The 24,314-nt window shown below is 70.0% G+C and carries 23 protein-coding genes; 7 read left to right on the top strand and 16 right to left on the bottom strand.

What is annotated here, in order from left to right:
* Positions 1–118: 118 nt before the first annotated feature.
* From ACFYV1_RS20370 to ACFYV1_RS20355, 4 genes are all read right to left on the bottom strand, one after another.
* A complete protein-coding gene (locus tag ACFYV1_RS20370; protein ID WP_389396893.1) occupies positions 119–793 on the bottom strand; it encodes a response regulator in 675 nt (224 codons plus the stop codon).
* Positions 790–2,154, bottom strand: a complete 1,365-nt coding sequence (locus tag ACFYV1_RS20365) for a sensor histidine kinase (protein ID WP_389396892.1) — start codon at positions 2,152–2,154, stop codon at positions 790–792. Before ACFYV1_RS20365 ends, ACFYV1_RS20370 begins: the two co-directional genes overlap by 4 nt.
* A gap of 112 nt (positions 2,155–2,266) precedes the next feature.
* Positions 2,267–3,037: an ABC transporter permease gene (locus tag ACFYV1_RS20360; RefSeq protein ID WP_389396891.1), complete on the bottom strand. Its 771-nt coding sequence runs from the start codon at positions 3,035–3,037 to the stop codon at positions 2,267–2,269.
* Positions 3,034–3,975 carry an ATP-binding cassette domain-containing protein gene (locus ACFYV1_RS20355; RefSeq protein WP_389396890.1) on the bottom strand — a complete coding sequence of 314 codons (942 nt, stop codon included), beginning with the start codon at positions 3,973–3,975 and terminating at the stop codon, positions 3,034–3,036. Before ACFYV1_RS20355 ends, ACFYV1_RS20360 begins: the two co-directional genes overlap by 4 nt.
* 133 nt (positions 3,976–4,108) lie before the next feature.
* On the opposite strand from ACFYV1_RS20355, the gene ACFYV1_RS20350 reads away from it, so the two are divergent.
* A complete protein-coding gene (locus ACFYV1_RS20350) occupies positions 4,109–4,648 on the top strand; it encodes a GNAT family N-acetyltransferase (protein ID WP_389396889.1) in 540 nt (179 codons plus the stop codon).
* Positions 4,649–4,713: 65 nt separating this feature from the next.
* On the opposite strand, the gene ACFYV1_RS20345 is transcribed toward ACFYV1_RS20350, so the two are convergent.
* The 7 genes from ACFYV1_RS20345 to ACFYV1_RS20315 all read right to left on the bottom strand — a co-directional run bounded on the left by ACFYV1_RS20345 (position 4,714) and on the right by ACFYV1_RS20315 (position 12,431).
* On the bottom strand, positions 4,714–6,327 hold the full coding sequence (locus ACFYV1_RS20345) for a type VI secretion protein (protein WP_389396888.1): 1,614 nt from the start codon (positions 6,325–6,327) through the stop codon (positions 4,714–4,716).
* Between the two features lies 1 nt (position 6,328).
* Entirely contained in the window at positions 6,329–7,738 is a 1,410-nt protein-coding gene (locus tag ACFYV1_RS20340) for an ATP-binding protein (RefSeq protein WP_389396887.1), read from the bottom strand.
* Between the two features lie 11 nt (positions 7,739–7,749).
* Entirely contained in the window at positions 7,750–9,306 is a 1,557-nt protein-coding gene (locus ACFYV1_RS20335) for an SCO6880 family protein (RefSeq protein WP_389396886.1), read from the bottom strand.
* Complete coding sequence (locus tag ACFYV1_RS20330; RefSeq protein ID WP_389396885.1) at positions 9,303–10,601, bottom strand: hypothetical protein; 1,299 nt, start codon at positions 10,599–10,601, stop codon at positions 9,303–9,305. Before ACFYV1_RS20330 ends, ACFYV1_RS20335 begins: the two co-directional genes overlap by 4 nt.
* Positions 10,591–11,451: a hypothetical protein gene (locus tag ACFYV1_RS20325; protein WP_389396884.1), complete on the bottom strand. Its 861-nt coding sequence runs from the start codon at positions 11,449–11,451 to the stop codon at positions 10,591–10,593. The genes ACFYV1_RS20330 and ACFYV1_RS20325 overlap by 11 nt, the downstream gene beginning before the upstream one ends.
* Before the next feature lie 131 nt (positions 11,452–11,582).
* Positions 11,583–11,891, bottom strand: a complete 309-nt coding sequence (locus tag ACFYV1_RS20320) for a hypothetical protein (RefSeq protein ID WP_024493027.1) — start codon at positions 11,889–11,891, stop codon at positions 11,583–11,585.
* A gap of 387 nt (positions 11,892–12,278) precedes the next feature.
* The gene (locus ACFYV1_RS20315; RefSeq protein ID WP_389396883.1) at positions 12,279–12,431 is read right to left on the bottom strand and encodes a hypothetical protein; all 153 of its coding nucleotides are present in this window, start codon (positions 12,429–12,431) and stop codon (positions 12,279–12,281) included.
* 207 nt (positions 12,432–12,638) lie between these two features.
* Here ACFYV1_RS20315 and ACFYV1_RS20310 point away from each other — a divergent pair, with 207 nt between their 5' ends.
* Together ACFYV1_RS20310 and ACFYV1_RS20305 are read left to right on the top strand one after the other, a co-directional pair.
* Complete coding sequence (locus ACFYV1_RS20310) at positions 12,639–13,445, top strand: SAM-dependent methyltransferase (protein ID WP_389396882.1); 807 nt, start codon at positions 12,639–12,641, stop codon at positions 13,443–13,445.
* Between the two features lie 26 nt (positions 13,446–13,471).
* On the top strand, positions 13,472–13,888 hold the full coding sequence (locus ACFYV1_RS20305) for a hypothetical protein (RefSeq protein ID WP_389396881.1): 417 nt from the start codon (positions 13,472–13,474) through the stop codon (positions 13,886–13,888).
* On the opposite strand, the gene ACFYV1_RS20300 is transcribed toward ACFYV1_RS20305, so the two are convergent.
* Together ACFYV1_RS20300 and ACFYV1_RS20295 are read right to left on the bottom strand one after the other, a co-directional pair.
* A complete protein-coding gene (locus ACFYV1_RS20300) occupies positions 13,878–14,192 on the bottom strand; it encodes a DUF397 domain-containing protein (RefSeq protein WP_389396880.1) in 315 nt (104 codons plus the stop codon). The two genes, ACFYV1_RS20305 and ACFYV1_RS20300, sit on opposite strands and share 11 nt — an antisense overlap.
* A gap of 11 nt (positions 14,193–14,203) precedes the next feature.
* Positions 14,204–15,055 carry a helix-turn-helix domain-containing protein gene (locus ACFYV1_RS20295; RefSeq protein WP_389396879.1) on the bottom strand — a complete coding sequence of 284 codons (852 nt, stop codon included), beginning with the start codon at positions 15,053–15,055 and terminating at the stop codon, positions 14,204–14,206.
* A 195-nt stretch (positions 15,056–15,250) separates the two neighbouring features.
* On the opposite strand from ACFYV1_RS20295, the gene ACFYV1_RS20290 reads away from it, so the two are divergent.
* Both ACFYV1_RS20290 and ACFYV1_RS20285 read left to right on the top strand, forming a co-directional pair.
* Positions 15,251–15,667: an ATP-binding protein gene (locus ACFYV1_RS20290; protein WP_389396878.1), complete on the top strand. Its 417-nt coding sequence runs from the start codon at positions 15,251–15,253 to the stop codon at positions 15,665–15,667.
* A gap of 68 nt (positions 15,668–15,735) precedes the next feature.
* Positions 15,736–16,218 carry a Uma2 family endonuclease gene (locus tag ACFYV1_RS20285; RefSeq protein ID WP_389396877.1) on the top strand — a complete coding sequence of 161 codons (483 nt, stop codon included), beginning with the start codon at positions 15,736–15,738 and terminating at the stop codon, positions 16,216–16,218.
* A 128-nt stretch (positions 16,219–16,346) separates the two neighbouring features.
* Here ACFYV1_RS20285 and ACFYV1_RS20280 read toward each other — a convergent pair whose 3' ends face one another.
* Positions 16,347–16,877, bottom strand: a complete 531-nt coding sequence (locus ACFYV1_RS20280) for a DUF3995 domain-containing protein (protein ID WP_389396876.1) — start codon at positions 16,875–16,877, stop codon at positions 16,347–16,349.
* A gap of 268 nt (positions 16,878–17,145) precedes the next feature.
* On the opposite strand from ACFYV1_RS20280, the gene ACFYV1_RS20275 reads away from it, so the two are divergent.
* Together ACFYV1_RS20275 and ACFYV1_RS20270 are read left to right on the top strand one after the other, a co-directional pair.
* Entirely contained in the window at positions 17,146–18,177 is a 1,032-nt protein-coding gene (locus ACFYV1_RS20275) for an NlpC/P60 family protein (protein WP_389396875.1), read from the top strand.
* Positions 18,178–18,426: 249 nt separating this feature from the next.
* On the top strand, positions 18,427–19,140 hold the full coding sequence (locus ACFYV1_RS20270) for a phosphatase PAP2 family protein (RefSeq protein WP_389396874.1): 714 nt from the start codon (positions 18,427–18,429) through the stop codon (positions 19,138–19,140).
* Positions 19,141–19,221: 81 nt separating this feature from the next.
* Here the strand turns inward: ACFYV1_RS20270 and ACFYV1_RS20265 are convergent, their stop codons facing one another.
* A complete protein-coding gene (locus ACFYV1_RS20265; protein WP_389396873.1) occupies positions 19,222–19,617 on the bottom strand; it encodes an Imm7 family immunity protein in 396 nt (131 codons plus the stop codon).
* 5 nt (positions 19,618–19,622) lie between these two features.
* Complete coding sequence (locus ACFYV1_RS20260; protein WP_389396872.1) at positions 19,623–24,299, bottom strand: putative T7SS-secreted protein; 4,677 nt, start codon at positions 24,297–24,299, stop codon at positions 19,623–19,625.
* Positions 24,300–24,314: the final 15 nt, after the last annotated feature.

Raw genomic sequence — 24,314 nt, 5'->3', positions numbered from 1 at the left:
GAAGCTAAGCCTTTCAGCGCCGATGGTACTGCAGGGGGGACCCTGTGGGAGAGTAGGACGCCGCCGAACAATCATTGTGGGAAAGCCCCGCACCTTCTGGTGCGGGGCTTTCCTGCGTTCAGGACGGGTTCACCAGTTTTGTGTCGTACGCCAGGATGACGGCTTGGACCCGGTCCCTGGCGCCCGTCTTCGCCAGAATGCGGCTCACATGCGTTTTCACGGTCGACTCCGCGAGGTGCAGCCGTGTCGCGATCTCGGTGTTCGTCCAGCCCTGGCCGATGACCGTCAGGATCTCCGTCTCCCGCTCGGTCAACCGGGCCAGGCGCTCGTCCGCCGCAGTCGGCCCCGATGTGCCGTCCCCTGTCTCCGGCAGGTGCTGTACATAGGTGTCGAGGAGCCTGCGCGTCAGGCTCGGCGCCACGACCGCGTCGCCGGCGGCCACAGACCGGATGCCGGAGAGGAGTTCCTCCGGCATCGCGTCCTTGATGAGGAATCCGCTCGCGCCGGCCCGAAGCCCGTTGTAGGCGTACTCGTCCAGGTCGAAGGTCGTCACGATGAGGACGCGGGTGCGGTCGCCCGAGGCAGCGATGCGCCGTGTCGCCTCGACTCCGTCCAGACCGGGCATCCGGATGTCCATCAGGACGACATCCGGATGGAGCTCGGCCGCGGCACGTACGGCGTCCGCGCCGTTCCCTGCCTCGCCCACCACTGTCATGTCGTCCTGGCTCTCCAACAGCATCCGGAAGCCGAAGCGCTGCATGGGTTGGTCGTCGACGATGAGCACGGTCGTCACTGATCGGTTTCCTTCGGGAGATGAAGACGGACTCGCCAGCCGCCACCGGGTCGGGGCAGCGGGCCGGCCTCAAGTGTGCCGCCGTACAGGGCGGTTCGTTCGCGCATTCCCGTAAGGCCACGGCCCGTGCCGGCCGAGGCGTCGGGTTCCCGGCCGCGGTCGTCACCGTCAGTGCCTCGGCCCCGGCCCCGGCCTCGGCCCCGGACCCGGGCACCGTCGTCGGTGTCGGTGTCGGTGTCGGTGTCGGTGTCGGTGACCGTGACGACGACCCCGTCGCCCGCGTACCGCACATCCACCGTGGCCGTCGCCTTCGGCCCGCCGTGCTTCAGGGAATTGGTCAGCGCCTCCTGCACCACCCGGTACACGGCCAGTTGCTTCCCCGCGGACAACGAGCCGGGGCTGCCGTCGACCGTGAGGTCGACCGGCAGCCCGGCTCCCCGCACACCCGCCACCAGACCGTCCAGGTCGGTCAGCGTCGGTTGCGGGGCCAGCTCCGCGACGGGCGGGGCCTTTGGATCCTCCCGCAGTACGTCCAGCAACCGGCGCAGTTCGGTCAGCGCCTGGCGACTGGTGGCGCCGATGGCCTCGAGTGCCTGCGCCGCCCGCTGCGGCGAGCCCACGGCCGCGTACGCTCCACCGTCGGCGAGACCTGTGATCACCGACAGGTTGTGACCGATGATGTCGTGCATCTCCCGGGCGATGCGGGTGCGTTCGGCGGCTGCCGCGAGCTGCGCCTGCTGGTCGCGTTCCACCTCCAGCTGCTTGGCCCGCTCCACGAGGGAGGCCGTGTACTCCTGCCGGGCCCGGACCACGAGGCCCAGCATCGCGACCAGGGCGAAGCTGTAGAACATGGGCACGAACTGCTGGTCCCAACTGCCCACCGGATACGCAGTGGCCCCCACGGCGAGCGGAATGAGCACCGTGCCGAACGACCACACCAGCGTGCGCAGCGGAAGTCGGAGCGCGATGTTGTAGACGACGATCATCTGGAGGAACGAAGCCTGCAGGTGGGCACCGCTCGCGGCGTTGGCCAGAGAGAACGGCAGCATCACCAGCAGCACGGCGAGCGGGTGGGCCCGTCGCCACAGCAGGGGTACGGAGAAGCCGAGGCTCATGAGGAGGACCAGGGGGTACGGCACCTCGTCGTTGAAGGCGACGTTCCGCCAGCCGCCCAGCGCGTCCACCATCGCGGCGAAGACCCACGTGCCTGTGATGTGCAGGTCCCAGAGCAGGGGACGGCGGCGGTCGAAGGACCGCATCCGCTCGGTGAGTCGGTGCAGCCGGTGTGTGAGCGGCTGCGCGCCCGTCGACCAGCCCTGCGGTGCAGGGCCGGTCTCTGGCTGGTCGTTCTGCTGTGGCATACGCACGCTCACATCCTCGTGCAGGTCGGAGCCGTCAGGCATCGGAGCGGCGAAGTATCTGAGCGATGGCGCATCGGACTGTCCGGAAATCGTAGGCGGGAAGCGTCAGAGCTCAGACGTCCCGGCGCTTGAGCAGCAGAGCGGCTACCGCCAGCGTTCCCGCCGCCCAGAGCGTCAGCGCCATCAGTGCTCCGCCGGGTGAGGCGGCCCCCGGCACGGTCTGCGCGGACATGAGACTCTCCAGAGCCTTCGCGGGGAAGTAGCGCAGGGCGTCGTCCACGGCGTCGTACGGGAGCATCGCGATCACCTCGGGCAGGATCATGACCCCGCCGATGAACGCTCCGATCGCGCCGGGGACAGACCGTACGAGCGCGCCCAGTCCGAGGGCGATCAGTCCCAGCAGCGTGAGGCCTGCCGAAGTGCCCATGAGGGCACGCACTACACCCGGATCGCCGAGCGATGCCTCCTGGTCGGTGCCGGCGAAGAGGAGCTGCGCGGCCGGGAAGGTGACGAAAGCCGTGGCGAGTGTGACGGCGAGCGTGACGGTGCCGAACACCGCGGCTTTGGACCACAGGACCGGGAGCCTGCGCGGCACCGTGGTCATCGAGGCGCGGATCATGCCGGTCGAGTACTCGCCCGCGGTGACGAGGATGCCCAGCACGGCGAACGCGATCTGCGAGAACTGGACACCGATGAGGGTCAGTACGACGACGTCCACGTCGCTGTCCCCGCCCCCGGTCTCGTAGGTGCCGCCCATCAGCAGCCCGATGCCGAGGGTCAGTGCCGACGCGGTGGTGAGCGTGATCCAGGTCGACCGCAGCGTCCACAGCTTGTGCCATTCGGAGCGCAGCACACGCTTGGGGGTCAGGGTGTTCGTGCTCATGCTGCCGCTCCTTCGAGGTGGGTGGTGGCCTGGTACTCGACCGCGTCGCGCGTGAGGTCCATGAAGGCCTGTTCCAGCGAGGCGGTGACGGGCGTGAGTTCGTACAGCGGAACGCCGTGGGCGGCGGCGGTGCGGCCGACGGTCCCGCTGTCCGTGCCGCGTACGAGCAGTTCGCCGGGGCCCACCCGTTCGACGTCCACGCCCGGCCCGCCGATCAGCGTGGCCAGTGTGCCCGCCTCGGGGGAGACGACCTTCACGGCGGCCGCGCCGGAGTCGCGTACGAACTCCTCGACGGTCGTGTCGGCGAGCAGCCGGCCGCGGCCGATGATGACCAGGTGGTCGGCGGTGAGGGCCATCTCGCTCATGAGGTGGGAGGAGACGAGCACCGTACGGCCCTCTGCGGCCAGGGATTTGAGGAGCGTTCTGATCCACAGCACACCCTCCGGGTCGAGGCCGTTGACGGGCTCGTCGAGGATGAGCGCGGCCGGGTCGCCGAGAAGCGCGGCGGCGATCCCGAGGCGCTGGCCCATGCCGAGGCTGAAGCCCTTGACCCGTCGTCCGGCGACGTCGGTCAGGCCGGTCAGGCCGATGACCTCGTCGACGCGGGAGGCCGGGATGCCGTGGGTGTGTGCGAGGGCGAGAAGGTGGTTCCGTGCGCTGCGTCCGGGATGGATGGAGCGGGCCTCCAGCAGCGCGCCGACCGCGGTGAGAGGCGCCGCGTGGCCTGCGTAGGCCCGGCCGCCGATGGTGGAGCGTCCGCGGGTGGGGGCGTCGAGGCCCAGGAGCATACGCATGGTGGTGGATTTCCCGGCACCGTTGGGGCCGAGGAAACCGGTCACGGTTCCCGGAGCGACGCTGAAGGTGAGGTCCTGGACGACGGTCCTGTCGCCGTAGCGCTTGGTGAGTTCGACGGCTTCGATGCCGTGGGCCCTGGTCATGCACTCGACGCTACGGAGCAGGGCGTCGCCGGACGTCCGACCGGGGGCGGCAGTCGGGGGGCCGGGCGTAGTACCGGGGTACGACGGTGAAACGGCGTTGCCCGGGGGTGCAGGTCAGGGCCAGTATCTGGGGATGGAACACATCATCCGGCGCGTGCGTGCCGAAGAGTGGGCCCGTGCCCGCGACCTGCGGCTCGAGGCCCTCCAGGACCCTCTCGCCCCCATAGCCTTCTACGAGTCGTACGAGCAGGCCCTCGGGCAGCCCGACTCCTTCTGGCAGGAGCGCACCTCGTCGGCTGCCGCCGGTGCGGACGTCGTCCAGTTCGTGGCCGAGGCGTCGGACGGCGGGTGGGACGGCACGGTGACCGTGCTGGTGGAGCCCAAGGGCAGCGCGCGCATCGGCAAGCCGGCGCCGGTCGACCAGACCCATGTGGTGGGGGTGTTCGTGCGGACCCAGGCGCGCGGCAGCGGGCTCGCGGTGGAGTTGTTCCGTGCTGCCCTGGACTGGTCGTGGGCGCTGGACGAGCCGCGGGTGGACCGGGTTCGGCTGCTGTTCCACGAGGACAACGATCGGGCCGCGGGCCTGTACCGCAAGGTCGGGTTCCTGCCGAGCGACGACACCGCGCCGGTGCCCGAGGACCCGCCGGCCAGGGAGTACGAGATCCGGCGATAGCCGAGGGGCCGCCGGTCAGAGCGACGGGGGAGGGTCCGTCGGTCAGAGCGACGAGGGTCCGCCGGTCAGAGCGTCGGGAGCGGGTCCGTCCAGCGGGCGCGGGCCTGTTCGGCGGAGCGGAGCAGGACGACGGCGGGCAGCCCCTGGGCCTGGCCGGTCGCCAGCAGTTCGGGGAGCCGGGGGAACGGGGCGACGGCGGCGAGGTCGTCGAGAACGAGCGTCATTGGTGGGTCGAGCCGACCGTCGGATGACCGTGCGGCCATGCGGCGGCCGTGCTCGACCACGTCTGCGGCGAGGGCCGTCAGCAACGGCATCGCGCCGGGGTGGGTGCGCGGATCCTCGATCGGTTCACCCACCACATAAAGCGTGCCCGCTTCGTTCGCGAATGATTCCAGTGCGAGCGAATCCGTTCGATTCGGTGTGCACGCCTCCCGGATGTGGACCGTGGAGAGCGCCGAGAGCGCCCGGATGGTCAACTGCTGCGCGACCTCGCGCCGTTCGGGATGCGCCGTGAGCGCCGACTCGAGCAGACCGGCGAGGCCGGCGGTGGCCTTGGGGTGGGTGCGGAGGATGCGTACGGGCTCGTGGGCGCTGCCGCCCTGCGCCCAGCGGTGGACCTGGCGGAACGGGCGCCCGTCGACGGCCGCGGCGTGCAGCCAGCAGCGCAGGAGCGTCTCCGCGGTGTCCGCCATGGCGGCGTCGATGAGAGCTTGGGGTCGTACGGGCGCGAGCATGGCGACCGCGCGGGCGGCGGCGGTCCGGTCGTCCTCGCAGCGGGCCGTGGGCGACCAGTGCAGCCGGGCAGGGGTGTCGCACAGGTGCCCGGGGTCGTAGACGAGCACGGGGCCGAGCTTGGCGCGGGTGTCCTTCGTCTCCGCCCACACGGTGGGGTCGGACGTGACGACGAGGGCGGGCCCTTCGGCGTCGAGGACGGCCTGCACGGTGTCGGGGCGCCGGGCGGCGGGATCGCCGTACAGCACGCGGGGCAGCCGGGTGCGAGGGGTCGGGACGGTGACGGTCGTGACCGGGGCGGCACTCGCGATCGCGCCGGCCGGCTCCTCGGACACGGCCGTGGCGGGGGTGGGCACAGGTGCCTCGGGGGCCGTTCCCACAGCCTGGCCGGTCCGTTGGACGGCGGGCTGTGCACGCGTGGGCCTTTCGCGTACGGGCTGTTCCCTCACGGGTTGCTCGACCGGCTCGGACTCGGGCTCCGGATCCGGGTCCTGCTCGTCCTCCCGCACCGGTGCGGGCTTGTGCCACTGCTCGGTCCGTCCTCGCGGCCGGCCGCCCTCGCGCGCGGCGGCCCGGACCGCGCGCCAGCGGGCCACCGTGCCGAGCGTGAAGACCGTCAGCACGATCAGCACCATCAACTGGCCGATGAGCAGGCCCCAGAACAACCCGTACCCGGAGAGTTCGGCGGGCGGGGTGGCGGGCCAGGCACCGGACAGGTCCTGCGGGGCGGACGCCAGTGCGCGCATCGCCGTGGGCGTGTTGGAGAAGGTGACACCGGTCGGCCAGGCGCCGTGCGAGAACAGGCCGGCGAGACCCGCCGAGGACCACACGAGCAGTGTCAGGCAGAGGAGGAGGCCGAGCAGCCCCACCAGCAGACCGTCGGGGACTCCCCCTTGGCGCCCGCCCTGTCGCTCGCCTCGGCCCTGGTCCTGACGGCCCTCGTACATGTCACGCCACCGTCGACTCTGACGACTCGCCCATTTGCTGCTCGATGAGCCGCGCGCGTTGCTCCGCCTCCCATTCCGCGGCCTGTACGTGCTCCGGCACCGCGGGCGCCGACGCCTCCGTCATGGCCCGGTCGGTGAAGACGAGTGGCCTCTCCGCCTCGGTCACCAGGTGCTTGACCACCTGGACGTTGCCGTTGACGTCCCACACGGCGATACCGGGAGTGAGCGTGGGGATGATCTCCACGGCCCAGCGCGGCAGCCCCAGCACCCGGCCGGTGGCCCGTGCTTCGTCGGCCTTCTGCGCGTAGATCGTCCGGGTCGACGCCATCTTGAGGATCGCCGCCGCCTCCTTGGCCGCCGCCCCGTCCACCACGTCGCTGAGGTGGTGGACCACCGCGACGAACGACAGACCCAGCCGCCGGCCGAACTTGAGCAGCCGCTGGAAGAGCTGTGCGACGAAGGGGCTGTTGATGATGTGCCACGCCTCCTCCACCAGGAAGATGCGCTTCTTGCGGTCCGGGCGGATCCAGGTGTGCTCCAGCCAGACGCCGACAATGGCCATCAGGATGGGCATGGCGATGGAGTTCCGGTCGATGTGCGACAGGTCGAAGACGATCAGCGGCGCGTCGAGGTCGATGCCGACGGTCGTCGGCCCGTCGAACATGCCGCGCAGGTCGCCGTCCACGAGCCGGTCCAGGACCAGCGCCACGTCGAGTCCCCAGGCCCGTACGTCGTCTATGTCGACGTTCATCGCTTCCGCGGACGCGGCCTCCGGGTGCCGCAGCTGTTCGACGATGTCGGTGAGGACCGGCTGCCGGTCGGTGATGCTCGTGTTGACGTAGGCGTGTGCCACCTTGAGCGCGAAGCCGGCCCGCTCGTCGAGGCCGTGTCCCATCGCGACCTCGATGATCGTGCGGAGCAGCGCCAGCTGCCCGGTCGTGGTGATCGACGGGTCGAGCGGGTTGAGGCGGATGCCGCCGTCGAGCGCGGTCATCGGGTCGAGCCGGATGGGCGTGATGCCCAGTTCCTGTGCGACGAGGTTCCACTCGCCGACGCCGTCCTCTCCCTGCGCGTCGAGCACCACCACCTGGCGGTCGCGGAACCGCAACTGCCGCAGTACGTAGGTCTTCTCGAGGGCCGACTTGCCGTTGCCGGACTCGCCGAGGACCAGCCAGTGCGGGGCGGGGAGCTGCTGCCCGTACAGCTGGAACGGGTCGTAGATGTAGCCCTTGCCGCTGTAGACCTCGCGGCCGATGATCACGCCCGAGTCGCCGAGGCCGGGTGCGGCGGTCGGCAGGTAGACCGCCTGTGCCTGGCCGGTGGACGTACGGACGGGCAGACGGGTGGTCTCCACCTTCCCGAAGAGGAAGGAGGTGAAGGCATCCGTGAGGACGGACAGCGGATCTCGCATCACACGGGCCCCTATCGGCGGATGCCGGTCGCGAACGGCAGGGTGTTCACAAAGGCCCTGTGGTGCTCGCGGTCGCACCACTCCAGCTTCAGGTACGACTTGCCGGCGGAGGCCCTGATCGTGCGCTTGTCCCTGGCCAGGGCTTCGGGGGAACGCGACGACACAGTGATGTACCCGACGAGGTTGACTCCCGCCGCACCGCTCGCGAGATCTTCACCCCGCTGGTCGAGCCGACCGTGCGCGGCGATGTCGCGCGGGTCGATCGTCCGGTTCATCTTGGCGGCACGGCTGGCGTCCGCCTCGTCGTTCGTCTTCTCGGTGAGCATTCGCTCGATGGCGACCTCGGTGGGCTCGAGGTCCATGGTGACCGCGACCGTACGGATCACGTCCGGTGTGTGGACCAGCAGCGGTGCGAGGAAGTTGACGCCCACGGGAGTCATCGGCCACTCCTTCACCCAGGCGGTGGAGTGGCACCAGGGCGCGCGGGTGGAGGACTCCCGGGTCTTCGCCTGGAGGTAGGTGGGCTCGACGGCGTCCAGTTCGGCCGGCCAGGCGTTCCGCTTCGTCATCGCCTGGATGTGGTCGATGGGGTGGTCGGGGTCGTACATGGAGTGCACGAGCGACGCGAGCCGGGACTGGCCGAGAGGCTGTCGCACCCGGATGTCGGCCTCCGCGAGGCGGGCGCAGATGTCGGTGAGTTCACGCGCCATGACGACGGCGAGACCGGCGTCCTTGTCGAGCCGCTTCGCGCCGGAGGCGTGACGGGCGGCGCGGGCCATGGTGTGCGCCTCGGCGGCCAGGTCGCGGGAGTAGTGCATGCAGGCGACGAGGTAGGCGCGGTGCTGCTCGCTGGACGTCGACACCATCGACTGCAGCTGCTCGTACGACTGCTGAAGCCATCCGGGCGCGGCCGCGTTGCCGCGCTGGGCGACGTCCTTGGCGTGCGCGTCCGGGTCGGCGGGGAGCGTACGGGCGAGGATCTGAAGCCTGGTCACGAAGCCGTCGCCGTTGGCCACATGCTTGAGCAGCGTGCCGAACCGGTCGACGAGCGCCTCCTGGTCCTCGCTGTCCCGCAGCCCGACGCCCGGCCCCTCGATCTCGATCGCGGCGGTGACGGTACGGCGGTCTGCATGCAGCAGGACGGCGATCTCGTCCGGGCCGAACGGCGCGGCGAGCCAGCTGATCCGGCCGATGCCGGGTGGCGGCCCGACCTCGACCTCCCGGCCGTCGAGCCGGGTGCCCGCCTCGACGGCGCCCGAACGGTACAGGGTGCCGCCACTGCGCAGGGACCGCTTGTAGCTGCGGTTGATCTCGAACCACTTGTAGAAGGTGCGCTGTTTGTAGGGCACGTACACGGCGGCGAGCGCCAGCATCGGGAAGCCCGTCAGCAGCACGATCCGCAGCGTCAGGACGGGAACCAGCAGCCCGCTCATCATGCCGAGGAACGCGCCGGCGATGATCAGCGCGATCTCGCCGGTCTCGCGGTTCTTGCCGATGACCGCGTTCGGGCGTGCCCGGCCGATGAGGTACGTGCGGCGGGGCGTGATCGGATGGGACTGGGTCGTCAACGCCGGCCACCTCCTGAGCTGTTGCGATTGCCGTGCGGGGTACCGCTGGTCGGACTGTTACGGGGCGCGGGGGCGGCGCCCGCCGGGGACTGGGGCGAACGGCTGCCGTGGGCGGCCATGCCGCCGGAGGCGGGGTTGGCGGGGCGGGGGGTGTTGCCGCCGCCGTCGCCGGTGTTCTGGTTGCCGCGGGTGCTGTGGGTCTTGATGCCCTGGGACACGAGCGCCGCGGGAGAGCTGATCACGGCGGCCGCCTTGCTCTCGGCACCGTTCTGGATGCGGTTGTTGCGGGACGCCGCGATCTCGTCGCCGAAACCGGGGACGAAGCGGTAGATCATCGCGGAGGCGAAGATGGCCAGCAGGATGATCGCGAGACCGGAGACGACGGCGGAGAACGAGTCGGGCCCGTCGTCGGCGGAGAGCGCGCCCGCGAGGCCCAGCACGATCACGATCACCGGCTTGACGAGGATGATCGCGATCATGATCCCGGCCCAGCGGCGGACGTGCCCCCACATGTTCTTGTCGACGAGCCCGGCATACACGACGACGCCGAGCAGCGCGCCGACGTAGAGCAGTACGGCCCGGATGAACAGCTCCAGGTAGAGCACGCCGGCGGCGAGGATCGTGACCAGCGAGACGACGATCAGCATGATCGGCCCGCCGCCGATCTCGTCGCCCTTCGCCAGCGCCTTGGAGAAGTTCCCGAAGAACATGTCCGTCTGTTTGGCGGTGCCGCCGGCGATGACTTCGGTGACGCTGTCCGTGACGGAGACGAGTGTGAAGAGGATCAGGGGCGTGAAGGCCGAGGCGAGCACGCTCAGCCAGAGGAACCCGATCGCCTCGGAGACCGCGGTCATGAACGGCACGCCACGCATGGCCCGCTTGGCGACGGCCAGGAGCCACAGGATGATCGTGAGGATCGAGGCGGCGGCGAAGACGATGGCGTACTGGGCGAGGAAGGTGAGGTTCGTGAAGTCCACGGTGGCCGTCGACTCGACGGCACTGGACAATTTCCCGATCGTCCAGACGGCGGCGTCGGCGCAGCCCTTGGCGAGCGCGGAGAGAGGGTCGAGCGCGGTGGTGGGGTCGTCGATGGAGGACCGACCGGGGTTGGCGGGGGCTTCGCCGTTCTCGCAGTACTCCTTAGCCGGGCCGATCAACAAGTCACACGGGTCGTTGCTCCCGCTCGGAGTTGGGGAAGGCTCGGCTGTGGCCCGTGCAGCGAACAAGAAGGCGACCGTCTGCAGCGAGACGAGCGCCGTCATGACGGTACGGGCATGGCGAGGACTACCTGGCATAGGTGAAGCCTCCGAACTCCTCGACTGCCTTGCTGATCTCGTCTGCGTTCGAAACCGCGACATCTCCCGGAACGGGGGCTGGACCGTCCTTCTGCGTGTCGGCGGTGATCTTCCAGTCGTTGTCCGCCCAGCGCAGGTCGAACGTCCACGTCTTCCACGCCGTGCTGACGGGATCTGTGGAATCCGGCCCTGACATCCCGATCAGGCCCGTGTACCAGACAGATACGCGAGCGGTTGAACCGTCGAAGCTGTCGATCACGGTTCCCACCGGGATGGTGCGAGACACGAAGGTGCTCCCGACAGGAGGATTGCCCTCTGCGTCCAAGCCAAGTCGCTTGAGGAACTTGGGCGAGTACGCCGCATCCTGCGGCGCCTTCAACCGAGCCGCTGCTTCAGCCGTGTACACGGTGTCCACGATCTGATGCCGACTGTCCAGTTTGAACATGCCGTCAGAACCCAGCGCCACCGCGTAATTCGCTGCCGCGCTCTGCGCCCCCTGCTCGTCCCGTGCGTACCCCGTGGGAATGCCGCCCGCGTTGCCCTTCACCGGGCGGACGCCCGTCGGGGCCGTCGGCTGGGCCGCCGGCCCCTTCGCGGCGCCGGGCTCTTCCTTGTCCGCCCCGCCGCCGCCCTGGTTGGCGAAGGCGATCGCCGCGATCAGCAGCACAACGACCCCCACCACCGAGATGAGCGACCGGGATCCGCTGCGCGCAGGGCGGCGCGCGCCCCCGTAGATGTCCGCGTCGGTGGCGCCGGGCAGGCGGGTACGGGTCTGGCCCGAGCCGCCGAAGCCGTCGCTCGTACGGCCGCCCGGCTCGTCGCCGTAGCCGTGATCGTCGCCGAGGCTCATCTGGCCCAGGCCCCCTCAACCAGTGGTGGACGTACTGCTTGCCGCGCGGACACGGTGTGGTGACTCGACATCAGGGAGACGCAACCTCGAACGGTGGCCCGGGCGGCTGCCCGGAGAGGACTGACGGGTGCTTAGACAGCCATCCCGTAGACGATGGTGAACAAGGTCCCCAGTGATCCGATGATGAAGACACCGGTCAGACCGGCGACGATCAGGCCCTTGCCCTGTTCGGCGCTGAACGTGTCGCGCAGTGCCGTCGCGCCGATCCGTTGTTTGGCCGCTCCCCAGATAGCGATACCGAGGCAGAGGAGGATGGCAATGGCCATCACGACCTCGATCATCACTCGAGCCTCGTTGCCCAGGGTCCCGAACGGCCCCCAGTTCGGGGCGATTCCGCCGATGATGGTGGTGATGTCGCCCTTCTCGGCTGCCAGGATCATGTAACTCACCGCCCCATTTGGGTTGTTGGCCGCCCACGCCCCTCGGCACAGGCTTTGGTTCTATCTTCGCTGATGAAACCGCCCGCGTATGCCGACTTGGAGGGTCTCTTTACCCGATCTCCGCACGTATGACCGAGCCGGCCGCCCTGACCTGCGGCGGCGCGGCCATGTGCGGTGCGAGTGTGCGCATGGTAACTCTGTGTATCACGGAGAGTGACTTCGGGCAACGACTGTCGTTGTTCCACCTTTGGGGTCCTTTGCGTGATTTCGGCATCACGCCGACACGGGCCCCGGCGCCGGGGAGCGGAAAGGGCGGGCCGTGCGCCGCGCGCACGACCCGCCCTGTCGCCGGATCGACCGTTGGTCCGAGTGGCCCGGACCTTCAGGTCAGCCGCTGACCACCATGTAGCCCAGGAGGCCCAGGGCGACGGCGAGCAGTATGACGAAGGTCGCCGTGGCCAGCATTCCGCCGGAGTCGCCGTTGCGGCGCCCTCTCTTTCCCCCGTTGCGCGCGTCATCCGTGGCGGGTGCGTCAGACACGCTCGCAGCGTTCTTCACGTGTTGCTCCTGTGGTGCTGTGTTACCGGCCCCTGCCGTGGTCGCCGGAGGGGAATTGATCGCAGCCTTCTGGGCTGTGTGACACAGAGTAGCGGCCGCTGGTCCAGACCACTTGCACGGGGGTTCGATCCGGACCCGACTGCTCCCGAACCCTGTTGCTCCCAGGCTGAGTTGCCTACGCTTCGGCCCGTGACCGACAACGCGCCCAGACCCGCCCACATAGACACCACGCGTCCGCATACGGCGCGAATATGGAACTACTGGACGGGCGGTAAGGACAACTACCCCGTCGACCGGGAGGTGGGTGACGAGATCCGTACGCTTCATCCCGGTATCGGTGACTACGCACTCGCCGACCGGAAGTTTCTCGGACGAGCCGTGCGGTACCTCGCCGGGGAGGCCGGAATCCGGCAGTTCCTGGACATCGGTACGGGCCTCCCGAGCGCCGACAACACCCACCAGGTCGCACAGAGCGTCACGCCCGACGCGCGGATCGTCTATGTCGACAACGACCCGCTCGTCCTCGTCCACGCCCGTGCTCTGCTGACCGGGACGGAGGAGGGCCGCACCGACTATCTCGACGCCGACCTGCGGGATGTCGACACGATCCTGGAGCAGGCGGCCAAGACGCTCGACTTCACCGAGCCGGTGGCCCTCATGCTGCTGGGAGTCGTCATCTTCGTCGAGGACGACGAGGAGTCGTACGGCGTGGTGCGGCGGATCATGGACGCGCTGCCGTCCGGGAGCCACCTCGCCCTGTCCCACACGATCACCAGCCCCGCGATGCCTGACGTGGACGAGGCGGTCGCCTTCTGGAACGAGCACGGAACGCCGCGACTCAAGCAGCGCACGCCGGAACAGGTGGAGGGCTACTTCGACGGTCTGGAGCTCCTGCAGCCCGGCGTCGTTTCGTGCAACCTCTGGCGTCCGGACGGCGCCGGTCCACAGGGCCCTGCCGAGGTCGCGATGTACGGCGGAGTGGGCCGCAAGCCGTAGTTCCTGGTCCTGGATACGGTGGCGGCATGGCGACGATCCTTCGGCACCCCCGGCCTGGGTTCATGTGGGACTGGTGGGCGGTCGATGCCCAGGGCTTCCTCGTGCAGTTCAGCGGCGGGCCCGCCCCGGAATACCTGCTGACGCAGGTGGATCGCGTGGACGCCGCAGCGGCGTGGGCGGAGGAAAACCTCCCCGCATGGTTCAACGGCGGTCCGCCGCTGCTCCACGCGTTCAGCTGCAACGGCGAGTTGCCCACCTACACCCGTGACGGTGTCCCGGACTCCCCGTTGCGGCTGTCCGAGGTGCCCACGGTCATCGCGGACGTCGCGGCCCTGGTCGAACTGCGCCGGGCAGTGGGAGACACCTGGACGGTCCACCTCGACGAGGGCTGGGTCCGGGCAGCTCGACCGGAGCCACCTCGCCGACCAGGCCTCAGCGGTTGAAGCGGTCGAACTCGCCGGCGCGCACGCCGAGCACGAACGCGTCCCACTTCTCGTGTGTCGTCGTGACGACTCCGCCGATGCGGACGAGGCCGTCGGGTGTGTGAGTGACGTCTATCAGCGGGCTCGCGCCGCCGGCCTTGAGCGAGTGCGTCAGAGACGCGAAGGCGGCGGGGGTGGTGTGGAGTATCGCCCCGTCCGGATCGCTGCTTTCGGTGAGTTTGACCGCGTTGCTTTCGGCGGTGACGTGTACGCAGGATTCGCCTTCGCCGCAGTACGACGACTTCTGCCAGGTGTCTACAGGCATATCAGTTCCTCTCACAGGTTCTTGGCGAGGGTGTGGATGAAGTCCATGGACGCGGATTCGTCCAACGCAAGGCTCTCCAGCCGGGTGAAGACCTGCCGGTACTTGTCGAGCTGCGCCTCCGCGTCCAGTAGGACGACCCCGTGGGCTTGGTCCAGTTGGACGGTGTCGAGCTGCGGCACCACGCCGTGGACGTAGTAGAGCGGCTGGCCGGACCCTGGGAAGGCGCCCGCCTCGAACGGGAGAACCCGGATCGTGATGTGGGCGTGCTCCGCCATGTTCAAGAGGTGCTGCAACTGGGCGCGGGCCACGGATCGGCCGCCGAAGCGCATCCGCAGGGCAGCCTCATGGATGACCGCCTGGTACGGGACCACTGCTTTCTGGAAGAGCACGGCCTGTCGCTTCATGCGGAAGGACAGCCGGTGCTCGACGTCCGGCGGTGGGAGCGCGGGCACCACCTGGCGCATTACCTCAAGTGCGTGCTCCCGCGTCTGGAGGAGGCCGGGGATGCCTGAGGTGTGCGCCGTGCGCAAGCGGCGTCCGTGGTGCTCGAGTTCGGCAAGGTCGAGCAGGCCGTTGGAGAGGATCTCGCGGTACTCCTCCCACCATCCGCGTCTGCGCTCACCGGTCATGGCCGCGAGGGCTTCTACGAGGTCTGCGTTCGAGCACTCGTAATGACAGGTCAGTGCGCGGACCCGGTCAGCGCTGACGCCGTAGCGCCCGGCCTCGATGTTGCTGATCCGTGCCTGGTTGCCGCCCAGGAGCGCAGCGGCCTGTGTCGCGGTGAGGCCTGCTCGTTCCCGAAGCTTGCGCAGCTCCGCACCAAGACGCTGGCGACGGGCAGTTGGCGTGGAGCTCGGGGTCATCAACTCTCCCGGACCGTGTCACCCACACGAGGGTAACTGGAATCGATTAGCTGGAATTCATGGAATGTATTCCATGAATCACCTTACGGTGTGTCACAGGCCACCCGCCCGGAAGTACCCCGCTCGACGGAGCGGCCTCGTCACCGGGCAACCACCATCGCCGTACCCAACGCCGCCTCCGCCGAGGAGACTTCCATGACCACCGTAGCCGCGCCCTGGACCTACGCCCTCCAACTCCCGCAGGATCCACGCGCTCCCGGCATCGCCCGCCACATCCTGCGGGCGGTCCTCAACGCCCACCACCTCGCCACCCTGACCGAGGCCGCCGAACTGCTCGCCTCCGAGCTCGTCACGAACGCCTACCGGCACACCGACGGCCCGTACGGGCTCCGGCTGCGTGCGCCCGAGCGGGGGCGGCTGCGGCTCGGCGTCTGGGACACGCACCCCGACATCCCGCCGCCCTTCGAAGGGCTCCCGCGCCGCCCCGCGCCGGAGGCGACCGGTGGGCGCGGCCTGTGCCTGGTCGCTCAGTGCGCGGACGCGTGGGGCGCAACCGCGCTGCCGCAGGGCGGGAAGCTGCTCTGGGTCGAACTGGGCGGCGGTGCGCGTTGAGCGGGCGTGGTCTGCTCGCCCGCGTCCTGCCGCGGAGTCCCCGAGAGGTGGCGCGCATGCTCTCGCGGGTGACGGACTTACGCGTGGAGATCCTGGCCGGCAGCCTGGTGCTCTCGCGAACCGACTGCGCCACCCGTGCGGCGGTGGTCCGGTGCCTCGCCGCCGGGATCGGGCAGCACGCCACGGTCGTCGCGGCGCCGTCCGTCCGGATGCCGATGGACGCCGACGACTTCGTCGTTCCGGACCTCGTGGCCGTCGCCGTTCCCGTGGACGCCGCCATGGTGCGCACGCAGGACATCGAACTCGCCGTCGAGGTCGTTCCCCGGCAGGAGAAGGGCCGGGAGTTCGGCCGCAAGGCCGACTGGTACGCGGCAGCGCACGTACGGGCCCTGCTGGTCGTCGACCCGAGGCACGGCACCTGGGCTCTGCACACGGAGCCGGACGGCACCGTTTACGCGTATGTCCTGCGCGGCGGATACGGCGAGGGCATCCCGTGGCCGGAGCCGTCGGCGCTCGCGCCGGCCACGGGGGAACTGCCGGTGTACGGGTAGGCCGTCAGCGCTGCTCGGCCGGGGTCGAGGCTGCCGTCCACTCGCTACTGGGCTCGAAGCCGTCGGGGACCTGGCCCCGACTCGCCGCTGCGGCCGCCCGCGCTGCCCCCGGGCGTCTCGCCTCCGGCTCAGGCCCTGCTGCCGCAGCTTTCGCAGACGCGCCCGCGCCGGTTCGACAGGCGCTGCCAGGAGGCGACGGCCAGAGTGATGCCCCAGACGAGGAAGAGGGCGTACCAGAAGAGTCCCCAGGCGCTCTGCGGATGGGCGTCCTTCGCGGCGAACTCGGGCGAGGAGACGACTCGCTCCGCGGCGAGCAGGTACTGCATGGCGAAGTAGGTGAAGCCCCACAGCGTCATCCCGACGGCGGCGATCCCCGTCGGGATGGCGATCAGGCGGGCCGGGAGGCGGCGTCCCCACGGGTGGACCAGGGCCAGGGACAGCACTCCGCCGAAAACGGCCACCGCGCCCATCACCCAGTAGCCGATCGCCGCCTCCAGGCTGCCCTGCGGGGCGGTGGAGAAGTCGCCGGGGAACGTCGCCCCGATGCCCAGGCCCCACCAGAAGTGCGGTGCCGCGTACGCCAGTGCCGCGGCGGCGGCCGTGTAGCCGGCCCACCGGGACCGCTCGGCGGGCAGTGAAGTTGCGGTCAGGGCGGTCATCGTTCCTCCAGGACGCCGGTCTCTTCGTGGCGGTTGCGAATGGCCCTCCGCCCTGGAACAAGGCTCTCCGGTCGAAGGCCGTCGCGAATCTGCCGACAGCGTGATTCCGTCTCACCCGCCCGGGGGAGACAGCTCCGCCTGAGGTACCGGTCGGGCGGTCCGGTGTCCGATACCGGCCTGGCGCACCGGCTGATTCGGCTCCTGCGCGGACCGGGTCTGCGCCTAAACTGGGTGGACTGGACTACCGGGCGCTGAAGGGCGGTTGACGGTGCGTAAGGCGTGGGTGGTCGCGGGCGCCTCGGTGGGGGCCTGTCTGTGCTTCGTCGCGCTCCTCGTGGTCGGGACGTACGCCGCTTCCGCCGGGCTGCTGGGCGAGAGCGCCAAGAACGGGGCCGTGGGGCTGGCGAAGGGCGCGGTCCCCGCGAAGTACCAGCCGCTGGTGCAGAAGTGGGGAAACCTCTGCCCGGCCATCAACCCCGCACTGCTGGCCGCCCAGCTCTACCAGGAGAGCGGCTGGAACCCGAGGGCGCAGAGCCACGCCGCGGCACAGGGGATCGCGCAGTTCATTCCGGGCACCTGGGCGACGCACGGCATCGACGGTGACAACGACGGCGACCGTGATGTGTGGGACCCCGCCGACGCGATTCCGTCGGCTGCCTCGTACGACTGTGAACTGGCTGGATATGTTCGCAAGGCGCCGGGTGATTCGACCGACAACATGCTCGCCGCGTACAACGCGGGAGCGTACGCGGTCATCAAGTACGGCGGCGTTCCCCCGTACCGCGAGACGCAGAACTACGTGAAGGTCATCCGGACGCTCGAGAAGAGCTTCGCCCAGCCGGTCGGGCGGGTCGAGCCGTCGAAGCAGGCGGCAGGGGCCATCTACTTCGCGCAGCAGAAGCTGGGCACCAAGTATCTGTGGGGCGGCAACGGAACGCCCGAGCAGGGTGGACGTTTCGACTGTTCCGGCCTGACACAGGCGGCATACCGCACGGTGGGGATCGAGCTGCCGCGTGTGGCGAACGACCAGTACAACGCGGGGCCGCATCCCTCGCGTGACGAGTTGCTGCCGGGAGACCTGGTCTTCTTCTCCGACGATCTGAACAACTCCCGCGCCATCAGGCACGTGGGGCTGTACGTAGGCGGCGGGTACATGATCAACGCTCCGTACACCGGCGCGGTGATCCGCTTCGACAAGATCGACACCCCGGACTACTTCGGCGCGACGCGGGTCACCGAGGACGGTGCGCGCGCCCTGCCGACGGACCTGCCCGGGACGGCCGGGGGCTCGAAGGCGTGAGCGGAAGAGGTTCGAGTGGCCGGAAACCGACGGTTGCGGCAGGCCCCTGAACTGCGGTGACGCGTCACTCTTCGATAACGTGGACGTGATCATTCGGTGGAGAGCGGAACGCAGCCGTCGATCTCGTCGTTCCCTGGGGCAGGGAAGTCGCACTGACCATGCAGCAGACACCGCACTGACCACGGGGGTTGATACAGCGCGGCGCACAGGCAGGTGCGCCGGCAGGCACAAGGCAAGGGGCCGCAGCAGATGGCTGGACTCGCAGCAGACGGTGTGAACCCGGATGTCGGCCTGCTCTACGACATCAACGGTCTCGCCAAGGACGCGCCCACCTGGCTCGACCGCACGATGGAGTTCGTCGGCGAGTACGGGATCATGCTCGCACTGGTGCTGGTGGTTCTCTGGTGCTGGTGGAGCGTCCGCCGGCGCGGCACCACGGAGGAATCGGCCGCGGCGGCCGCCGGACTGGTCTGGGCGCCGCTCGCCGCCGGGATCGCGTTGTTGATCAACATCCCGATCCGCGGTTTCGTGGAACGGCCGAGGCCGTTCCTCTCGCACGAGGGCCTCGAGGTCCTGATCGCGGGCAAGACCGACTACTCGTTCGTCAGCGACCACGCGACGATGGCGATGGCGATCGCCGCCGGGCTGTTCGTGGCGGACCGCAAGTTCGGGGCCGCCGCCCTCGTCCTCGCCGTGGCAGAGGGCTTCTGCCGGGTCTACATGGGCGTGCACTATCCGACCGATGTGATCGGCGGATTCGCGCTGGGTACGGCCGTCGCCCTTCTGCTGGCGCCGCTCGCCCTCGCGCTGCTCACACCGCTGATGTCGGCGATCGCCGGCTCGCGTCAATTCGGACGGCTCGTGCGTTCGAAGCGCGCCCGGGCCGGTTCGCTCCGGGCGGAGGCGCTGGACATCGCGGAACCGAGGGCCGAGAGCCACGGGGACAACGGCCTCGCCGCCTGACCGGAGAGCGGCCCCCGGCCGGGCGCCCTCCCCGAACAGCCTTGTCCGGGAACCTGCGGCGTATGCCCGGCGTCCGGCCGGTCAGTCCTCGATGACCGGCCGGACGGGCGAGAGGAACGGGTCCAGGCGGACCCGGATCTCTCCCCTGGCCATGACGCGGACCCGGAAGGCGCCCTGCCCCGGCGGCTCCTCCATGTCGGGGGACCGCTCGTAGAGCAGGCCCCAGGAACCGGGGAACCGGTCGGCGATGTGCCGCAGCAGGCCGTCGAGTTCCACGGCCTCGTCGCGGCGCCGGTTCATCAGCCCGTTGGCCAGCACGAAGTACTCGCCGTTGTGGACGTTCAGCACCACTTCGCCGGTCGCCCAGTCGATCTCCGCGATGCGCCGCCGGAGTTCGGCGATGCCGGGCTCGAGACTTCCGGCGTCGGCCTCCTCGGGTGATTCGGCGATCCCGAACCAGCCGTGAAACTCGTACATCGTCCTCATTCCAGCGGGGTCGTGTCGATGACCGGTTCGATCCCGTACCGGCGGCCGTATTCCTTCAACTTGTCGATCACGCCCGGTCCGGGCTCGCCGTCGAAGTGGAAGTACGGGGTGCGGCCGGATTGTAGCGCGTACTCGAATGTGGCCTTTGCCTGGTTTCGCAGGGCACTTCCCATCTGCATGCCCTCCGGTTTCGACTGGGCGACGTACTCGTCGCTGATGGCGTCGATCTCCCGGCCCTTGGGGTCGTTCTCGAACTTGACCCGGGACTCGCCGCCGAGCCGTTCCGCCAGCGCGTCGGCCGCGGGGTCCGGTTTGTTCACCTTCACCAACTCGCCGAGCCCGCCGTTGTTCTCGTACGGCGCGAGGCCGAGGGGGTCGCTCCAGGTGTGCGGGTTGTGCACGTACGCGACCGGGTTGGGCGCCGGAGCCAGCCCCAGGGGGTCAGGGGTGGTGTAGCGGGCGGTCTGCGGGTCGTAGTAGCGGTGGTGGTTGTAGTGGAGGCCCGTCTCCGGGTCGTAGTACTGGCCGGGGAACCGCAGCGGGGTGTACGCGGTGGCGTCCGCGTTCCAGGTCGTGGTGCCCCACAGGGTGGTGCGGCTGCGCCAGGCGATGGATCCCCGCTCGTCGACGAGTTCGGTCGGGGTGCCGATGAGGTCGGTGACGATGGCGAAGAACCGGGCGTCGATCTCCTGCCCGGTGGCGGAGTCGGCGAGGCGTTCCGTCTGGGCGACCGGGGTGAGCCCCTGGTGGTCCCAGGTCAGCGTGACCACCGGGGCGTCGGCCGGCCTGGTGGTCTGCTCGGCCAGCACCGTGCCGTCCCAGGTGAAGTCGACACGCTCCAGGACGCGGCCGTCGGAGGCGGTGCCCTCCTTGCTGGTGCGCCGGCCCAGCGGGTCGTACCGGTAGCGCCACACGGTGCCGTCGGGCGTGACCACCTCGACGAGCCGGTCCTCCACGTCGTACGTGTAGCGCCAGGTGTCTGGCTTCCTGGACAAACGGCTCCTGGAGCGCCTGACCAGCCGCCCGGCGGCGTCGTGCTCGTAGCGGTCGGCTCCGGCGCGTGTCAACCGCGTGCCCGTGTACGTCCGGTCGCCGCGCGCCTGTGAGCCCGGGTGCCGGTCCGGCCAGGACGCGGCGGTCTGGTTGCCGATCCCGTCGTACGCGTACGACTCGCTCCAGCCGTCCGCGGTGACCGTGTTGACCCGGCCCACGGCGTCGAGTTCGAAGCGGCGACGGCCGCTCAGCGCGTCGTCGATCCCGGTGAGGTGGCCGTCCTCACGGTAGGTGTAGCTGCGCCGGTTGAGGCTGCGGCCACCGGACGAGATCTCCTGCGCCGTGACCCGCCCGGCGCCGTCGCGGCGGGACGTCAGGGTGAGCGTGCCGCCGACGCGGCGGACGAGCTCGCGACCCGACTCGTCGCGTTCGAAGTCCATCTCGTGCCCACTTGCCACCAGTCGGGCGGCACGGCCCGACGCGTCGTACGCGTACGAGGTGACCTGGCCGCCCGGGGTCATGCGGCGGACCCGGCGGCCGGCCGCGTCGTAGGCGTGGACGACGGCCCGGCCGTCGACGAGTTCGGTCTTGACCCGGCCCTCGCGGTCGTACTGGTAGACCAGTTCGCTGTCCGGGGCGGCGGCATGGACGAGCCGGCCCGCCGCGTCGTAGCCGTATGTGGTGACCCGCCCGGCGGCGTCCTTGCCGGTCACCCGCCCGAGGACGTCGCGTTCGTAGCGGATGGTCTCGCCCAGCGGGGTGAGCCTGGCAACCACCCGGCCGAGGGGATCGACCTCGTAGCCGATCGTGCGGCCGTCGAAGTCGGTCTCCGCGACCAGCCGGCCGGCGCGGTCGTACGCGTAGGACCACGTGAGGCCCTGGGGGCCGGTCACCCGCTCGAGCCGCAGCTCGGTGTCGTGCTCGAACTCGTAGCGGGCGCCGTCCGGGTCGGTGCGTGCCGCGAGCAGATCGAAATGGGTGTACGAGAACTGCGTGACGCCGCCCAGCTGGTCGGTGTGGCGGACGCAGTTGCCCTCGCCGTCGTACGTCCAGGACTCGCTCGCGCCGTCCGGTCCTGTGCGGCGGGCCAGTCTGCCCTCCGGCGTCCACTCGAAGCGGGACACGGCGCCGTCCGGCCTGACGAGCTCGGTGATGCGCCCGAAGGCGTCCCTGACGTAGCGGGTGATCGCGCCGGTGGGCTGCCGCTGCTCGAGCAGCAGGCCGGCGGTGTCGTGCCGCAGCCGTGTGACCTGGCCCAGAGCATCGGTGATCGTGGTGACATGGCCCAGGGCGTCGTGTGTGTACCGCGTGGTCCGCCCGGCCGGGTCGGTGACGGAGAGCCGGTTGCCGCGCTCGTCGTACTCCTGCTGCCAGCGCGCGCCGCCCTCTCTTGTCAGTTCGACGGGCAGTCCGAGGTCGTTGTACGCGGCGTGCATCCGGCTGCCGTCGGGCCGGGTGATCCCGGTGAGGCGGCCGGCGTCGTCGTAGTCGAACACCGTCGTCGCGCCCAGCGGATCGGTTCGGGTGAGCAGCCGGTTCCAGCGGCCGTACGTGGTGCGGACGGTCGCACCGGTCGGATCGGTCTCGGCGATCACCTGGAGGCGGGAGTTGGCGGTGTAGCGCCAGACGTGCCCCAGGGAGTCGGTGACGGTGGTGATGCGCAGGCCCGCGGGGTCCGGCTCCGAGTAGTGGAAGTCCGTCCGCAGGTGCCCCTCCGCGCCGCTCTGGCTGACACAGCGGTCGTGGTCGTCGTAGACGAACGTGAAGCGTGAGTCGTTGGTGTCGGTCCACGCCGTGATGCGGCTCTCCGAGTCGTACTCGAAACGCAGCGGAAGCCCGGTGGAGCGGGTGACCTCGGTGAGGTTGCCGTCCTCGTACCCGTAGCGGACCAGCTCCGTGCCGCCCGGCCCGGGGGCTCCCGGCGGCGTGCCGCCGTCCAGGCGCAGCGAGGTGATCCGGCCGTCCTCCGTGGTGAACGACAGGCGGTAGCCGCCGGAGTGGGAGAGCGCCAGGGGTGCGCCCTCCTCGTCGTACTCGGCGGTGATGATGTGGCCGCGGCGGTCCTCGAACTCGGCCAGCGGGGCGGTGCCGTCACCCCCGGGATCGGCCCCGGGCGGGGACAGGAAGCGGCGGACATGGCCGGTGTCGGGGTCGGTGAGGGTGTAGCCGCCGTCCGTGTGCCGCTCCAGCGGCCAGCGGGGCCCGGCCTCCGCGAGTACCGGCAGGCCCGGCGCCGGGTGCGGAAAGGCCAGCAGCAGATTGTCCTCACCGTGGAAGACCACACCGAGGGCGTCGACCGTCAGGCGCTGGTCGATCGTGGACGACCAGCTGGGGCCGAACCAGCGGCCCGCCCGGTACGACGACTCGTAGTCCCGCCGGAACTCCAGCGGCAGCGCACCGGGCAGGGACACGTCGGCGTCCGCCAGGAGCATCCGTCCTGTGGCGAAGTCCACCGGTTCACGGCCGCAGCACTTGTCGCCGGCCTTGCGGCTGGCGTCGGCGACGTTGTCCGCCCTGCGGGCCGCGTCGGACAGGTCGTCTGCGACGCGGACGCCCTTGACCGCGGCACCCGCGCCGCCGGTGGCGACGGCCAGCAGCGCGTCGGGAACCAGCCGGCCGAACCCCTCCGCCGGGTCCTTCATGAAGTCGTCGAGCATCTGCTTGCCCGCGCCCCAGGGGTCGTTGGCCACCTGGACCAGACCGGCCGCCATGTTGTTCAGCGACAGGGCGTACTCGGCGGGGTGGGTGATGTTGTACAGGTCCAGGGGGTTGACGCTGCGTACGAAGGTGACCAGCCCGGCCGCGCCCTTGATGATGCCCCCACCGAAGTGGTTCTTCATGATCTCGAGTTCGCTCAGGCCGTCCATGGCCTGCTCGGCGTACGAGGGCTTGGGCGGTGCCGCGTCCCGTGCCGCCCGCACGGCCTTGCGTGCGGTCTCGGCGGCGGTGTTGCGCTGCTTGCGGGCCTCGGCCAGGATCTCCTGCGCCTCCTCCATCCGGGCCTTGCCCGGGTCGGTGAACGCCCCGGGTTTCGGCGGCAGGGAGGCAGGGTTGCGCTGGTCGGCAGGCTGGGCGTTGTAGTGGTCGGCGGCCTTGTTGTAGGCGTCGACCTTCTTGTTGTGAGCGTCCATCGCGTCCTCGGACGCCTTGGTGCCCGCCTTCCACTTGTCGATGGCGGCCTGCGCCCGGCCCTGCGCCCACTCGACCGTCCCTGCGAACGAGTTCAGGGCGCCCGCGGCCTTCTCCGCCGCGTCGGCGGCCTTGAACCACTTAGGCGGTTCGATCGCCACCGTCCGACGGAAGGCGTCCGCCGCCTGGCCCTTCAGCGAGTCCGAGTCCAGGCCTTCGAGGCCCAGCCCGACATTGTTGAACGCGCTCTGGAAGTCCTTGAGGTGGGAGGCGGTGGAGCGCAGCTTCGACGGGCTTCCGTAGATGAGTTTGGTCTTGTCCTCGGTCTGCCCGAGGTTCATCTCGTCGACCTCGGCGCCCATGCGGTTGGCCAGTGAGCGGGACTGCTCGCGCACCCAGTCGGCGCCCGACTCCCAGCCCACGTCCTCGAGGCGGTCCGCGGTCCAGTTCCCGGCGTCCTCGACACGGTCACCGGTCCATTCCGTGACGTCCTCGACCGCGTCCTCGACGACATCCGGTGTGATGTCACTGACGAAATCGCCGATACCCATTGCTCAGCTCCCCCG

This window comes from Streptomyces sp. NPDC003023, from assembly GCF_042888225.1.
In the GTDB taxonomy this organism is placed as follows: Bacteria; Actinomycetota; Actinomycetes; order Streptomycetales; family Streptomycetaceae; genus Streptomyces.
The sequence above is the reverse complement of the archived record's forward strand: the minus strand, read 5'-3'. Positions and strand labels throughout refer to the sequence as shown.

What these genes read in the sequence shown, in the direction of transcription:
- ACFYV1_RS20260 (WP_389396872.1), bottom strand. Translation starts at nt 24,299, where the DNA reads ATGGGTATCGGCGATTTCGTCAGTGACATCACACCGGATGTCGTCGAG.
- ACFYV1_RS20280 (WP_389396876.1), bottom strand. Translation starts at nt 16,877, where the DNA reads ATGACCGCCCTGACCGCAACTTCACTGCCCGCCGAGCGGTCCCGGTGG.
- ACFYV1_RS20355 (WP_389396890.1), bottom strand. Translation starts at nt 3,975, where the DNA reads ATGACCAGGGCCCACGGCATCGAAGCCGTCGAACTCACCAAGCGCTAC.
- ACFYV1_RS20270 (WP_389396874.1), top strand. Translation starts at nt 18,427, where the DNA reads ATGGCTGGACTCGCAGCAGACGGTGTGAACCCGGATGTCGGCCTGCTC.
- ACFYV1_RS20350 (WP_389396889.1), top strand. Translation starts at nt 4,109, where the DNA reads ATGGAACACATCATCCGGCGCGTGCGTGCCGAAGAGTGGGCCCGTGCC.
- ACFYV1_RS20320 (WP_024493027.1), bottom strand. Translation starts at nt 11,891, where the DNA reads ATGATCCTGGCAGCCGAGAAGGGCGACATCACCACCATCATCGGCGGA.
- ACFYV1_RS20290 (WP_389396878.1), top strand. Translation starts at nt 15,251, where the DNA reads ATGACCACCGTAGCCGCGCCCTGGACCTACGCCCTCCAACTCCCGCAG.
- ACFYV1_RS20300 (WP_389396880.1), bottom strand. Translation starts at nt 14,192, where the DNA reads ATGCCTGTAGACACCTGGCAGAAGTCGTCGTACTGCGGCGAAGGCGAA.
- ACFYV1_RS20345 (WP_389396888.1), bottom strand. Translation starts at nt 6,327, where the DNA reads ATGTACGAGGGCCGTCAGGACCAGGGCCGAGGCGAGCGACAGGGCGGG.
- ACFYV1_RS20265 (WP_389396873.1), bottom strand. Translation starts at nt 19,617, where the DNA reads ATGTACGAGTTTCACGGCTGGTTCGGGATCGCCGAATCACCCGAGGAG.
- ACFYV1_RS20360 (WP_389396891.1), bottom strand. Translation starts at nt 3,037, where the DNA reads ATGAGCACGAACACCCTGACCCCCAAGCGTGTGCTGCGCTCCGAATGG.
- ACFYV1_RS20305 (WP_389396881.1), top strand. Translation starts at nt 13,472, where the DNA reads ATGGCGACGATCCTTCGGCACCCCCGGCCTGGGTTCATGTGGGACTGG.
- ACFYV1_RS20325 (WP_389396884.1), bottom strand. Translation starts at nt 11,451, where the DNA reads ATGAGCCTCGGCGACGATCACGGCTACGGCGACGAGCCGGGCGGCCGT.
- ACFYV1_RS20330 (WP_389396885.1), bottom strand. Translation starts at nt 10,601, where the DNA reads ATGCCAGGTAGTCCTCGCCATGCCCGTACCGTCATGACGGCGCTCGTC.
- ACFYV1_RS20365 (WP_389396892.1), bottom strand. Translation starts at nt 2,154, where the DNA reads ATGCCACAGCAGAACGACCAGCCAGAGACCGGCCCTGCACCGCAGGGC.
- ACFYV1_RS20340 (WP_389396887.1), bottom strand. Translation starts at nt 7,738, where the DNA reads ATGCGAGATCCGCTGTCCGTCCTCACGGATGCCTTCACCTCCTTCCTC.
- ACFYV1_RS20295 (WP_389396879.1), bottom strand. Translation starts at nt 15,055, where the DNA reads ATGACCCCGAGCTCCACGCCAACTGCCCGTCGCCAGCGTCTTGGTGCG.